The organism is Thermorhabdus hydrogeniformans, assembly GCF_049310025.1.
Classification (GTDB): domain Bacteria; phylum Bacillota; class Thermosediminibacteria; order Thermosediminibacterales; family Tepidanaerobacteraceae; genus JBJYKD01.
The window spans coordinates 1-13,374 of sequence record NZ_JBJYKD010000011.1; the positions used below are offsets into that span (position 1 = coordinate 1).

The following is a 13,374-nucleotide window of genomic DNA, read 5'->3' on the forward strand; positions in this document are numbered from 1 at the left end:
GGATCAGCTTTCTAATTACGCTTCCTTGCTTTTTGACATCTCTTCTTTGCCCTGGGATAACCTGCCCAGAAATAAAATGCTTTTGAACGAAACTATGGCACATTACATTTTTTGACGATCACCCTTGCCTTCTATCAGTATCCTGTATGCATCATTCCTGGTTATTCCCAGTTCCCGGGCGGCTATCTTCAGGGCTTGGTTTCTGCCGATTCCCATTGCGGCGTGTTCCTCCATTTTCGACTCGAGCAGCCTCCTGAGGCCGGCGGTGTCCAGCTCTGCTACATCGCCGCCGCTTGCGGCGCCGTGCTGCCGTGCCGGGCCTTCCGGTCCGTTTTCAACCGGACCACTCCGGAATTTTGTCTGCCCCTCCCCGGCTTTCTCCATACCGTCAAACCCCCGGCCCTCCACCACCAGCACCACCTCGCCCCGGGGGGGATCTTTTTCAAATCTTTCCAGAGCCTGGTCAATGGTCCCGCGGAAAAATTCTTCGTGGATCTTGGTCATCTCCCGCGCGACGGCGATCCGGCGGTCCCCCAGGACCTCCCGCATGGCGTTCAAAGTCTTTATCAGACGGTGGGGAGCCTCGTACAGCACCATGGTACGCCTCTCGGCGGCAAGCTCCAGAAGCCTTTGCTTCCTCTCTCTGGTCTTTCTGGGCAAAAACCCCTCGAAGGCAAACCGCTCCGTAGAAAGGCCCGACGCCACCAGGGCGCATACGGCCGCCGCCGGGCCGGGCAGCGGCACCACTCTCACGCCGGCTTGCACCGCCAGGCGCACCAGGTCCTCCCCCGGGTCCGAAATCCCCGGGGTACCCGCATCGGTCACCAGGGCCACGCTCTTGCCCTGCTGAAGCAGTGAAATAATTTTCGGCCCTCTTTCTTTCTTGTTGTGTTCGTGGTAGCTCAACACGGGGGTCTTTATCTCATAATGGTTGAGGAGTTTCCTGGTCACCCGCGTGTCCTCGGCGGCTATATAATCCGCCTCTTTTAAAATCTTGAGCGCCCTGAGCGTTATGTCCTCCAGGTTCCCTATGGGTGTGGGGCACAGATACAGGATGCCGGTATCCGGATGCATACGGGTTCCTCCGTACAAGATGATAAAAAGCCATGGGAAAAATTCTAACTTTGAGCTTCGGCAAAATAAATATCGCAAATCTCCTTCGTATAGCTTCCGTCATCATTATATATCACCAGCGGCGGCAGAACTTTAATCCCCGGGCGGCCGCCCTTTCGGGCCATTACCAAAAAAAGATTGAATTCACGGTCCCTCCCGGGCTGGATTGGTCTCAGAAGCTTCGGTTCCAGAGCGTGATTTCTCAGTTCATATACGCAATCCACCAGGCGCACGGTGCGGTACACCATGTAAAACCTGCCGCCGAAGCAAAGAAGCTCCCCGGCGGCCTTTATCACGTCCGAAAGGGTCGCCGCCACCTCATGGCGGGCCAGGGCCGTTTCTCTTCGCGGGCTGATTTTGCCCTCGCCAAGCCTCATGTAAGGCGGGTTGGATACTGCCACCGAAAAACTCTCCTTCCCAAATATGCGCGGGGCCTCCTTAAGGTCGCCGCAGACTATTTTTATTCTGTCCTCCAGGCCGTTCATGGCAACACTGCGGCAGGCCCTTTCTGCCGCCTCTTCCACTATCTCGACGCCCACGATTTCCCTGGCGCCGGTCTTGGCCGAAAGCAGCAGGGGTATAACCCCGCTTCCCGTCCCCAGGTCGATTACCCTGTCCTTCGGCCCGGCTTTAACAAAATTTGAAAGGAGCACCGCGTCGATGGCGAAGCGGTAAGATTTTTCATCCTGTATTATCTTAAGCCCCCTGCACAGGAGGTCGTCAATCCTCTCGGTGGGAGATTTTAAAAAGTCTTCCATAACCGGAACACGCCTTTTTTAAGATGAGAAAATAAAAAAGCGTATCAAAAAACCGAAATATTTATTATCAGATATTTATTTTCCAATTTAAATATCATGCATGAAAAATAAACATGGATTAAGCTGGAAAAAATATATTTCACCCTTTTCCCCAGGCGCAACCAATAGACTTCAGGATATAATTTTTGATGTTTATTATTAAATCCATTATATCAAAAGGTTTTTGAGTTAACAATTTTCACGGGGAAAATAAAAAAAAAAAGCAGCCCCCATAAAGCACCGGACCTTTTTACGCCTTCACGCCGTTTACGGCATAAAACCCATCAAGACCAAGCTCCCTCAATTTTTCCCGGGTTGGGATGCCATCAACGTCCCATCCCCGCAGAGCGTAATATTCGTCGAGGGCCCGTTCAAATTTATCCCGGGGCAAGCTCAAATGTTTTATCCCGTCACCGCCCGGCACCGGGAGAGGGTCTTCGAAAATCCTTACCGGCAGGGTGTCGTCTTTGCGGGACATGCCCTCCCGGGCGTTGAAAAGCCTTGTCAAATTCCATATCCTCTCGCCCACCTTTATATATTCCTCTTCGTTCAAATCAATCCCGGCGGAACACTTCAGGGCCTGCCTGACATTACACATAATAATCGGCGCAAAGTCGCACACGATTAAGGAGTAGGCCGCTGCCCTCTCGTCCTGCACGTCTTTTACAAAGGCGGGCACGCCCTCGAAACAGAACCTTTTGAGACGCCCGGCAAGTTCAGACGCTACGGTCCACGCCCGCTGGTGGCAGGCGCCCCGGTCCGAAGTGGCGTAGGCCAGGGCCATGCCCCAGGAACTCCTGGGTTCATATCCCGGAATCTCCATGCCTTTTACGTGCATGGCAAACTTTTCGGCATCACGGCCGATTTTCCTGGCGGCTTCCCTGACACCGTCCGCCAGTATGTCGCCTATCCCCCGCCTGTAGGCGATGTTTCTAATCAGCTCCCTTTGCCCCTTAGCGTCACCGAAATCGGGCATGTTTCTTAAAATCCCCTTTTCGCCGCATTCCATGGCAAAGCCCACCACATTACCGGCGGAAATGGCATCCAGCCCCAGATTGTTGCACAGCATAAGGGCCTTCGCAACATCCTCCATGGTTTTTATCCCGTTGTCGCTGCCGAGAAGGGCTATGTCCTCATACTCCACCTTTACCGGCCCTTCTCCGATATGAATTTTTTTCCCGCATCTTATGGGGCAATTAAAACAGGTCACATCTTTCTTCTCGAGACCGCACAGGTAACCGGCGTAAAGCCTTTCGGCGTTTTCCATAAACCCGGCCCGGAAATTCCGGGTCGGAAGTATGCCGTGCCGGTTCATGGGCTCCACCCAGTAGGATGTGCCGAAGCGGGTCCTGTTGGGTATAAAGGTATTTTCTTTTATCACCTGCAGGGCGGTGGCTGCCGCGGCTCGAAGTCCTTCTTCATCCACGACTTGTATTTTTCCGGTGCCTTTAACGGCGACGGCCTTCAAATTTTTTGACCCCATAACAGCCCCGAGGCCGGCCCTGGCGGCTATCCCCGCTCTGGAAGCGTCGCCGTCTTTGTCCATCATTATGGCGGCGAATTTGACCAGATTTTCTCCTGCAGGGCCTATACACGCCACCCGGGCTTTTGCATCGGTTTCTTTCCTTATCCGTCGGACGGTTTCATCCACGGGAAGACCCTGGATTTCTCCGGCGTCTTTAAATTCAACCCCGCCGCCGCTTATCCAGACGTACCGGGGACTTTTGCTGCGGCCGGTTATAATTAACCCGTCGTATCCGGCCCTTCTGAGTTCCGGCCCGAAGTAGCCGCCGAAGTGGGAATCGGCAAAAGTCCCGGTAAGCGGTGACTTTGAAACGACCACCGACCTTCCCGAAGTGGGAAAAAAGGTGCCGGTAAGGGGGCCGGTCAAAAACATCAGGGGATTGGCGGGAGAAAGCGGGTCTTCCCCGCCTTTCAAAGTTGTGTAAAGCAAATATGCGCCGAGCCCCTTACCGCCTATAAAGGCACGAATTACAGAAAAATCCACTTTATGTACCGAATAAGTTTCTTCGGTCAAATTTATGGCAAGTATTTTTCCGAACATTTATCCTTCACACCTCGTCTAAAGGCAAGTTTCCACAGGTTTACCGGCATCCGGCGCCACAAGGGAAACCGTCACCGCCACCGCCGCCGCTATCACCACCCCCCAGAGAATGCCCATTTTAGACAGGGAAATTGCGGCTCCCGATATGATTCCCGACCGGGCCCCCCAGGCGGAAAGCCTGCTGTTTTTCACACCCATGGTGAAGGGTTTGCTCCTATCCCTCTTCCATACCAATCCTACAAGCAGCACAGGCACTATTCCGCCGCCCGCCATGGTGTAGGCTTTGGAAAAGAGCCCTATGATGCTGGAGGCGTATATAGCCGCCAGGGTTGAAAAAACTCCCACCAGAACTGTGAGTAGTTTTGCATAAAGCACCAGTTCCCTGTCGCTCTTGCCCGGAGCAAAAGGTTTTATGAGGTCATTGACGAGTATGACGGCGGCGGAATTCAGGTTGGAGTCGGCACTGGACATGGCCGCCGCCAGGATCAACGTAAAGACTACCGCCAGCACCCAGGTGGGCGTATAATTCATCATGAGCCAGGGCATGGCCTGGTTGGGGTCTTCCAGGGCCGGATTTAGCGCCTTTGTGACAATACCCACCATGGCCGTCAGGCTTACGAAAACAACGGCAGCAATACCGCTGACCAGCATCCCGTTCCTGGCGGTGCTTGAGTCTCTGGCGGCAAAGCACCTCTGCCAGTATATCTGGGCGGCGAGAATCCCGAAACAGCCTGTAACGAAATTTTTAAGGATGACGGCAAAGGGTACGTTATGCAGGGTTCCGAGCTCCGCCGCCCCCACTTCGGCCAGCTTTTGCTGCAGGACGCTTATGGAAAAATTTACCGGAGCAAATGCGTATCCATAAAATATAAAGGCGAATACCACTACGATGATGCCCTGCAGAAGGTCCGTCCACACCACCGAATAAATGCCTCCAAGGAAGGTGTAGACGATGAAGACCGCATTGAAAAGCATAATAATGGGGATGGGGTTGGCGCCGGTAAATGTGGCGAAAATATCGCCCAGGCCCTTGCCCTGACCACCCACCCAGGCTATCATGATGCTGGCGGTAAGCACCCCTACCAGGGCTCTCGTGAATTTATCCCTCACCAGCAGGTCGTCCATCATTTCGGAAAGGGTGTTATAGGTAAATCTTCCCGCCAGACCGGCGAAAATCAGGGCGAATATTATTTTGGACCCCTGTTCTCCGAAAACAAACGGTATATCCACAAGCCCTATTTTGTAGCCCTGGGCGGCATGGCCGATAAAGTTGCCCGCCCCCATAATCGTGGCTATATCGGTAAAAAGAATGAGATACAGCGGAAGGGTCCCGCCGGCTATGGCATAATTGGAAAAGCTCTGGCCGGCGGAATCTTGAACCCTAAAAGATATCCACAGGAAAATGCCGCAGAAAACAATGGTAATAAGCCACACAATTGTGCTAAGATTCATGATTTCACTCCTTTTTCTGAAAAATTAATATCTCGAGGGAATTACATATTTCCCCCACACCACCATCACTTACAGCGTTAAGCAGGATTACGTCACTGCAGTCACTTAAGACTGAGAGACAAGCCCAAGTTCAGTCAGTAAATCCTGCAATAGGACTCGGGTTTTTTGGCAGGCCCGCCAGGTGAGAGGCCACACCGATGACCCCCTCGGCCCCCGGGGCGAGCATGGGAAGGGTCAGACTGTCGTCACCGCTGCAGGCGGCAAGGTCCGGCGCCAGAACCCTGGTCTCTTGCCGGTTTTTCAAACGGCGTTGCCATGGCAATTATGACTCTGCCGAAATCCATTGATATCCATGCCCTTAAATCTTTCCAGCGATAGTTTCGAAATATCCATGTCCGCCGGAAGGCGCTCTCCTGCAATGATTTCCGAAACGATCTTACCGGTGATGGGCGAAAGGGCTATGCCGTCCCCCTCATGGCCGGCGGCCATTATAAATCCTTTCACCCCTTCCACCGCTCCAAGAATGGGAAGCCCGTCGGGGGTGTAGGGCCTCAGGCCCGCAAAACTCCGGATTATGCTGACATCCTTCAGGGCCGGGACCAGGGCCGCAGCGTGTTTCAATATGGCCCGCAGGGCCCTGTGGGTGGTCTTCCTGTTATAGCCAGCAAATTCTCTCGTACCGCCGATAAGCAGATTCCCGTTTTCCGTCTGTCCCAGGGAAAGGCCCACCCCCAGTCCGGCGTCCTCGCCGCGCCCCAGAAGGTCCGGCCTGAACTTGGCTGTTAAGTAGCGGGCGCAGTTGACATCCCCGCGGATCAAAGGAGCCACGGGCTCGGTTACCACAATCTGGCCCCGCCTGGGGACTATGGGGATATCCACGCCCACCATGCGCCCGATGTGCGGGGCATATACCCCGCAGGCGTTTACCACAACCCGCGTCGTTATCTCCCCTTCGGAAGTAATTACCGAATGAACTCTGCCATTTTCAACCCTTATGCCCTTAACTTCGGTGTGTAAAAAAATCCTGGCCCCGTTATTTTCGGCGGCCCTTTTAAAAGCCAGCGTCAGGTAAATGGGATTTACCTCCCCGTCCAGGGGGCTGTAGGTGGAGCCTTCTATGTCTTTTGATAAGGCCGGCTGTCTTTCCAGGGCTTTTCCCCTATCCAGAAGTTCCACCTCAAGGCCTATGCTCTTTTGCCTGGAAACGAATTCCCTCATCACCTCCCACTGCTGTGGCGTCTGGATTACAATCATTCCGCCGTTATTTCTGTAGTGTATGTCTATGTCAAATTCCTTCTGAAGGTCCGGGAAAAGCTTTATGCTCTCCAGAGCCAGCTTTAAATGCAGCCCCGGGTTCTTGGACTGGAGCAGAACCGCTTTGTCGCAGGCACCTGAAGTTCCCGAGGCAATATCCTCCCTTTCGACAAGGGCTACTTTAAAGCCTTTTTTTGCCGCATAATAGGCTACAGAACAGCCTATAACGCCCCCGCCGATCACTACCACGTCTGACGACCGCATCGGATTACCCCTTTCAGTTGGGTGAAGAATTTTTCAGATCAAATTTTTTTGGTTTAAATAATGCAAGTCTCATGCCAAAAAGAAATACCGCAGGTAAAGCGGCAGACAGGGGTTGAATTCCAAATTTTATAACTTCCCGCGGGCGGTTTCAATTGAATTTTTTTAAAAAATGCGGTTCCGGTGTTTCCAGAAATTTGAGGATGGTTTCTAAAAATTAAAAATCCGGGCGGTTCACACCCGGATATCGTATTTTTTTATTTTGTTGTAGAGAGTGGCCAGAGAAATTTTCAAAACTTCCGCCGCCTTTTTTTTGCCCTCCACTCCGGTGCCGTACTCTTCCAGAGCTTTTTTTATCAACCGCCTTTCCATTTCCTCCAGAGAAATCACGCCGGCCCCAGCCTGCATGTCCCTCTGAAGCCGGTCAAAATAGGGCAGCAGCAGTTCTTCGGTGATCCACTCTCCGTCTGCCATAAGCACCGTGCGCTCCAGGATGTTCATGAGTTCGCGGACATTGCCGGGCCAGTGATAGGAGAGCAGCATTTGCTTGGCACCGTCGGTGAGGCCTTTGATGTTTTTGCAAAATTTGCGGTTGAAATTCCTTAAATACACCTGCGTCAGGGGCATGATGTCTTCTTTTCTCTCTCTGAGGGGTGGAATGTGAATATTTATTACATTCAACCTGAAATATAGATCTTCCCGGAATTTCCCCTGCTGTATAAGCTCCTGCAGATCCCGATTCGTGGCGGAAATGATCCTAACGTCGATTTTTACGGGGCGTGTGCCGCCGATGCGCTCTATTTCCCGTTCCTGAAGAACCCTTAAAAGCTTTGCCTGGAGCACGGGGCTCATGTCTCCTATCTCATCCAGGAAAATGCTGCCTCCCGAGGCCAGTTCAAATTTTCCCAGTTTCAACCGGTTCGCGCCGGTGAAGGCTCCCGCCTCGTAACCAAAAAGCTCGCTTTCCAGCAGGTTTTCCGGGATGGCGGCACAGTTCACCTTGATGAAGGGCCTGTCCCGCCGGGTACTTTCCGCGTGAATGGCATTGGCAAATATTTCCTTGCCCGTGCCGGTCTCGCCGGTTATCAGGATGGTGGAGTCCTCTCGGGCGGCCTTTCTTGCGAGATTTATCACATTCTTCATCTTCTCGCTCTCGCACACGATATCCTCAAATTTACCCCGGCCCTCGTTCAATTTTTTAATTTCGTCTTTTAAACCGTTAATGATGGAATTGGAGTGTTTCAGCTGTTCGGTAAGTTTGACAACATCCGTGATGTCCTGAAAAACCACTACAGCTCCCGTCATCTTACCGTCCACGATGATGGGTGCGGCATTGGATATGACTTCTGCACTAGACCCCACGGCTTTGTTTCTTTTGCCTGTACACGGCCTGCCCGTCCTGAGCACCTCCACCAGGGCGCCGTCAGGGGATACCTCAAATACGTTTTTGCCTATTCGCTCCTCGGCGGGTATTCCGGTGATTCTGGTAAATCCCTGATTCACATATTGTATGACTCCATCCCTGTCCACCATCTGAATGCCCTCCTGGGCAGAATTTAATATGATGGACAGCTTTTCTTTTATCTCCTTTATCTCCAAAAGTTGTTTCCTCTCGTGGATGACGGTAAGCATTATGCTTGCAGCCCTGCCCTCCACAAGAGCGGCGGTGGGGGGTAGAGCCTCCCGGAGGCCCCTGGCCACAGTCTCGTCGCCGGTCATCTCGAAAACCACGTCCGGATCGCAGTCGCCGAGCAGTCGCTCAAAACTCTCAAAGCACTTTATCCCCCGCCGGCGGGCGATTTTCATGCCCGGCGCCTGAGGATTGATGTCGGCCACCCCCACTATCTCGATGTTTTCAAAATCCTTGAAGGCCTCCATCAAGGCCATCCCGCCTTTGCCGGCTCCTATGATGCCGACTTTTAATTTTTGCACAAATCCTGCCTCCCGAAAAAGGTATTAAGTTTTTTCTATTCTACAAATTTAGGATAATTCCTCCTTCGGGACTTGAGCAATAATTGACATTTCAGCATCAAAAATATTCTTTTTGCGGGCAATGATAATTTACATCCAGGCACTTTACCGGCGCTCATTGCGCCCTGCCGTTTATTTTGCATGGTTTACCGGCAAAAATAAAATAGGCCCGGATATCCCGGAGCGATTATAAGATGAGATCGGTCAGAGGCTGCCTGTGTTTTACGGCACCGTACACCCACTGTGTCAATGTAACTATGTCGAAGACCGGAAGGCCCACGGCCTTTTGCACCGCCGGCCTGAAAGGCGGCATGTTGGTGCACTCGAAGACAATGGCCCCCACATCGGGGTTTTCTTCCACCATGCACCGCGCCACACTCACCATCTCTTCTCTGACCCTGTTTGCATCCATGGTCTCACCGTTCTGCAGAAAAACCCTGGAGAATTCCTGTTTTTCTTCCATCCCGTAAACCACCAGGGGAATGTCAAAAATACCGGCGCCTTTGAAGTGGAGCGGAGTCAGGTGGGGTTTGCTGGCGGTCATAATCCCCACCTTTTTATTCCTCCCCAGCATCCTGTATATCAGCGGCACCTGGAGAAGGCTGGAGGTGAATACAGGCACGCGGACGGCACCCGCCAGCTCTTCCTGAAATATGGCGAGAAAACCGCAGCTGGTGGTAATGGCGGACACTCCCTCCCGCTCCAGTTCCCTGGCAGCCTCTATGAAAGGGGCTATCAGGGCGGGGTCGGCATCCTTCACCACTCTCCGGGAGGTGGCGCCTTCCACTTTTTTATACCTCACCGGAAAATCAAAGGTCAGCGCGTTTCCGATGTCCCCCGGTATTCTGGGAAATCGGGTGTCCAGCATGAGGATTCCTATGCTCTCACCGTAATTGGTGGTTCCCCCTCTTACGATCATTTCAGACCTGCCCTTCCCAAAAGGAAAATGAAATTTTAATTATAAGTCTTCATGAGTTTTCAAACCCGGCGGTTAACCGCTTAATCGGCCTTCCAGCCTGCGAACCTCTCCAGGCTCAAAGGTCGTACGTCCATAAAGCTCTTCCCCTCCACCACCAGGTCGGAGATGATTTTGCCTGTGACGGGAGAAAGGGCTATACCGTCGCCCTCGTGTCCGGCGGCCATTATAAACCCCTCCACCTCCCGGACCGGTCCCAGGATGGGCAGGCCGTCGGGGGTGTAGGGCCTGAGGCCGGCAAAGGACCTGATGGCGTGGATGCCTTTTAAAAGCGGGACGTGCCTTGTGGCGTGTCTTAGTATGGCCTTCAGCGCTTCGTGAGTGGTGTTTCTGTCGTATCCCGCAAATTCCCGGCACCCTCCTATCAGAAGGTTGCCACTTCTGGTCTGGCTGAGGGAAAGTCCCACACCCAGCCGGATCTCGGGGTCGTCGGAACCTTCAAGCATCCTGGGGTTGTACTTTGCGGCGATGTATCTCGCCGAGAGCACGTCCCCAGTGACAAACCCGGGCACCGGCTCCGTAACTATTATCTGACCGCGCCGGGGCTTTATGGGCGCCGAAAGGCCCACCATTTTGCATATGGCGGGGGCGTAGACTCCGGCGGCGTTTATCACCATACCCGTCTCTATCTCTTCGCTGCCCGCCACCACCGATTTCACCCTGCCGCCTTTCACCTTTATGTCCACCACCGGCGTGCCGGTGCGGATCTCCGCCCCCATCCTGCGGGCCGCCCGGGCGAAGGCGAAGCAGAGCTTCATGGGGTTTACATGGGCGTCCCGGGGGCTGTAGGTGGCTCCCATCAGGTGGGGTGAAAGGCCTTTCTGAAGCCTGGACGCTTCCTTAAAGTCCAGGAGCTCCACCTCAAGCCCTGCGGCCTTCTGCTTTTTTACGAACTCCCTCATGGCCTCCAGCTGCCGTCCGTCTTCGATGAGGATCATGCCCCCGGTGTTTTCGTATTCTATATCGCAGTCCAGTTCCTGTACAAGTTCCTCATAGAGTTCGGCGCTTTTCATGGCAAGCTCCAGGTGTATGCCGGGGTTTTTGGATTGGAGGATGATGTCTATGTCACAGGCCCCGGAAGACCCGGAGGCCAGATCGTCTTTTTCCAAAAGGGTCACCTTTTTACCTTTTTTCGCGAGGTAATAGGCAACGGATGTGCCTATGACGCCCCCGCCTATCACGACTATCTCCGCGCTCTTTTTCAATCGTCTTCTCCCTCCACTATCTCGCCTATCTTTATGGCCCTGACCGGCGGCCTTGATGTGGGGGGGGTTATTTGTGAGGGATCTTTGACCTGTGAGAGCATCTGGGTGATGAGGCGGCGGCACGTCCTGCCCTGGCATAGACCCATTCCCGCCCGGGTCCTCCGCTTTATGCCGGAAAGGGTGGTGGCGCCGTCGGCGATGGCTTCCTCTATTTCCCTGCGGGTAACTTCTTCACACCGGCAGATGTATTCTTCTTTCATTTTTACGACCTCCCAACCCGCCTTATGCCGCGGACGATTTTGATGAATTCCACGGGGACCTGGACCGTTATCACGGCGGTGGCGTCGTATTTTTTAGATTTTACCACCCTTAAAACAGCACCTCCGGTTACCACCCTTCCTTCCCGGTCCACGCATTCCACCATGTCGCCTTTTTCAGGCAGGGGGTGGTATTCGTAGGGGAAGCTGATTTCGGCTTTTTCCTTTGAGCCGTCCACGACAAATATGGCCAGGCCCGGGCAGGCGGCTATACACGTGCCGCAGCCCGTGCACTTCGTCTCATCCAATGCCGGCAGATTGGTGATGGGCTTCCCCACGGATATGGCTCCAAAGGGGCATGCTTCTTCGCACGGGTTGCAGGGGATTTCCTGGGCGCATTCTATGAAGGCCACGGGACCTTTTTTTATCCTTTCATCCGAAGGGACGCCGGGTATTCTTGAAAGTTCTTCTTCTGAAGGAAATCCCTGGTATATAACACCCTGTCTCTGTGTCATGCCAATTTCCTCCTTGCGTTCAGCTGCTCAAGTTTTGCCCTGAATCTTGCTTCTCCAAAAGGGCCTGTCCTGAGGGCATCCAGGCGTTCCCATATTTCTCGTTTCAGTTCCAGCGCTCTTTTCCGGTCGCAGTAGCCCAGGCTCTCGGCGCAGGCCACCCCCGCGAGCCTCCCCTCTTCCATGGCGGAGGAGGCTTCTTCCACTCCCGTAATGTCTCCCGCCACGTAAATGCCGGGCACGGTGGTCTCCATGTTTCTGTCGTGGACGGGAACGTGACCTCCTAAAGCGGGGATGAAGGTGAATTCGCACCCCGCCATCCAGGCAAGTTCCGTCAATGGAGAAAGACCCACGGCAAGGCATACGGTGTCGACCTTAAACTCTCTTTCGCTGCCTTCCACAGGCTTCCAGCTTTCGTCTAAACTTACGGTTACAACCCCTTCCACCTTTTCTTCGCCCAGGACTTCTTTTATTGTGGTGGAGGTGTATATGGGGACCCCGGCACGCCTGATTTTGGCGGCGTGGACCCCGTAGCCGCCTATTTTGGGCGCAGCTTCAATCAAAGCTGCCACATCGGCCCCCGCCTGCATCAGCTGGTAAGAGACTATGAGGCCCACGTTGCCGGAGCCCACCATGAGGATTTTTTCACCGGGCAATACCCTGTGCACGTTTATCATGGTCTGGGCGGCTCCCGCTCCCATAACCCCCGGCAGCGTGCAGCCCGGGAAAGCCAGGGCGTTTTCTGAAGCTCCGGTGGCTATGACAATTTTTTTCGCCTTAAGGGTATGGTCCCTCCCGTCTTTTATATAAGCTATGAGCCTGTCTTCATATATGCCGTATACCGAGGCGGAAAGCAGGACTTCGACTCCCAGCTTCCCTGCTTCCTGCAGCAGCTTTTCTCCAATGCGAAATCCCCGAATGCCGGCCTGGTGTTCTCTTGAACCGAAGAATTTGTGGATTTGCTTGAAAAGCTGGCCTCCGGGCTTTAAGTTTTCGTCGAGAACGGTAACCCGGGCGCCGGCCCTTGCGGCTTCCACCGCGCAGGAAAGGCCTGCGGGCCCTGCACCGATGACGGCTATTTCGGTGGTCTTCATTTTTCCTTACCCCACTTCCCAAGCCCTTTTTGAGTGCTTATTACCATCCCGTCGCGCACCGGGGTGACGCAGGTCCTGACGTTGGGGACGCCGTCCACGGTCATGACGCAGTCGGTACACCGTCCGATGGCGCAGAATATGCCCCGCGGCTTATGGTATTTCGGGGTTTCCCGGAATTTTTTTATCCCCGCCGCAAGAAGGGCCGCCGCTATGGGCTCGCCTTCAATGGCGGGAACTTCCCTTCCATCCACTATTATGGTGGCGTCGGGTTTTCTGGTTTCATCGCCGAGAACGGGATGATGCCATACGCGCAATTTGCTCCCTCCAATTCTGCTCCGTTAATATACAATACAGCTCATACAAAAATCATACCAGCTCCGGCCCCTTACAAAACCGCATGCGGGATACCAGGTTTTA

General features: G+C 53.7%; 12 protein-coding genes and 1 pseudogene. All 13 read right to left on the reverse strand.

Annotation, left to right across the window (positions count from 1 at the left end):
• Positions 1 to 102 precede the first annotated feature (102 nt).
• The 13 genes and pseudogenes from rsmI to ACKX14_RS07405 all read right to left on the reverse strand — a co-directional run bounded on the left by rsmI (position 103) and on the right by ACKX14_RS07405 (position 13,271).
• Positions 103 to 1,074 carry a 16S rRNA (cytidine(1402)-2'-O)-methyltransferase gene (gene rsmI, locus ACKX14_RS07345; protein ID WP_422446175.1) on the reverse strand — a complete coding sequence of 324 codons (972 nt, stop codon included), beginning with the start codon at positions 1,072 to 1,074 and terminating at the stop codon, positions 103 to 105.
• 44 nt (positions 1,075 to 1,118) lie between these two features.
• A complete protein-coding gene (locus ACKX14_RS07350) occupies positions 1,119 to 1,871 on the reverse strand; it encodes a tRNA1(Val) (adenine(37)-N6)-methyltransferase (RefSeq protein ID WP_422446177.1) in 753 nt (250 codons plus the stop codon).
• Positions 1,872 to 2,160: 289 nt separating this feature from the next.
• A complete protein-coding gene (locus ACKX14_RS07355; RefSeq protein ID WP_422446179.1) occupies positions 2,161 to 3,975 on the reverse strand; it encodes an aldehyde ferredoxin oxidoreductase family protein in 1,815 nt (604 codons plus the stop codon).
• An 18-nt stretch (positions 3,976 to 3,993) separates the two neighbouring features.
• Positions 3,994 to 5,427, reverse strand: coding sequence for a sodium:solute symporter family protein (locus ACKX14_RS07360; protein ID WP_422446181.1), 1,434 nt, complete (start codon positions 5,425 to 5,427; stop codon positions 3,994 to 3,996).
• Between the two features lie 172 nt (positions 5,428 to 5,599).
• Positions 5,600 to 5,710, reverse strand: a pseudogene (locus ACKX14_RS07365) (dihydrodipicolinate synthase family protein); the annotation flags it as partial.
• Between the two features lie 17 nt (positions 5,711 to 5,727).
• A complete protein-coding gene (locus ACKX14_RS07370; RefSeq protein ID WP_422446183.1) occupies positions 5,728 to 6,945 on the reverse strand; it encodes an NAD(P)/FAD-dependent oxidoreductase in 1,218 nt (405 codons plus the stop codon).
• A 231-nt stretch (positions 6,946 to 7,176) separates the two neighbouring features.
• On the reverse strand, positions 7,177 to 8,874 hold the full coding sequence (locus ACKX14_RS07375; protein WP_422446185.1) for a sigma 54-interacting transcriptional regulator: 1,698 nt from the start codon (positions 8,872 to 8,874) through the stop codon (positions 7,177 to 7,179).
• A gap of 226 nt (positions 8,875 to 9,100) precedes the next feature.
• Positions 9,101 to 9,832 (reverse strand): aspartate/glutamate racemase family protein, encoded by a 732-nt coding sequence (locus ACKX14_RS07380; protein ID WP_422446187.1) that lies wholly within the window; start codon positions 9,830 to 9,832, stop codon positions 9,101 to 9,103.
• A gap of 80 nt (positions 9,833 to 9,912) precedes the next feature.
• A complete protein-coding gene (locus tag ACKX14_RS07385) occupies positions 9,913 to 11,094 on the reverse strand; it encodes an NAD(P)/FAD-dependent oxidoreductase (RefSeq protein WP_422446189.1) in 1,182 nt (393 codons plus the stop codon).
• Entirely contained in the window at positions 11,091 to 11,354 is a 264-nt protein-coding gene (locus ACKX14_RS07390) for a (2Fe-2S)-binding protein (protein WP_422446191.1), read from the reverse strand. The genes ACKX14_RS07385 and ACKX14_RS07390 overlap by 4 nt, the downstream gene beginning before the upstream one ends.
• Before the next feature lie 2 nt (positions 11,355 to 11,356).
• Positions 11,357 to 11,866, reverse strand: coding sequence for a 4Fe-4S binding protein (locus tag ACKX14_RS07395; RefSeq protein WP_422446193.1), 510 nt, complete (start codon positions 11,864 to 11,866; stop codon positions 11,357 to 11,359).
• The gene (locus ACKX14_RS07400; RefSeq protein ID WP_422446195.1) at positions 11,863 to 12,957 is read right to left on the reverse strand and encodes an NAD(P)/FAD-dependent oxidoreductase; all 1,095 of its coding nucleotides are present in this window, start codon (positions 12,955 to 12,957) and stop codon (positions 11,863 to 11,865) included. The genes ACKX14_RS07395 and ACKX14_RS07400 overlap by 4 nt, the downstream gene beginning before the upstream one ends.
• Positions 12,954 to 13,271 (reverse strand): (2Fe-2S)-binding protein, encoded by a 318-nt coding sequence (locus ACKX14_RS07405; RefSeq protein ID WP_422446196.1) that lies wholly within the window; start codon positions 13,269 to 13,271, stop codon positions 12,954 to 12,956. Before ACKX14_RS07405 ends, ACKX14_RS07400 begins: the two co-directional genes overlap by 4 nt.
• Positions 13,272 to 13,374 lie beyond the last annotated feature (103 nt).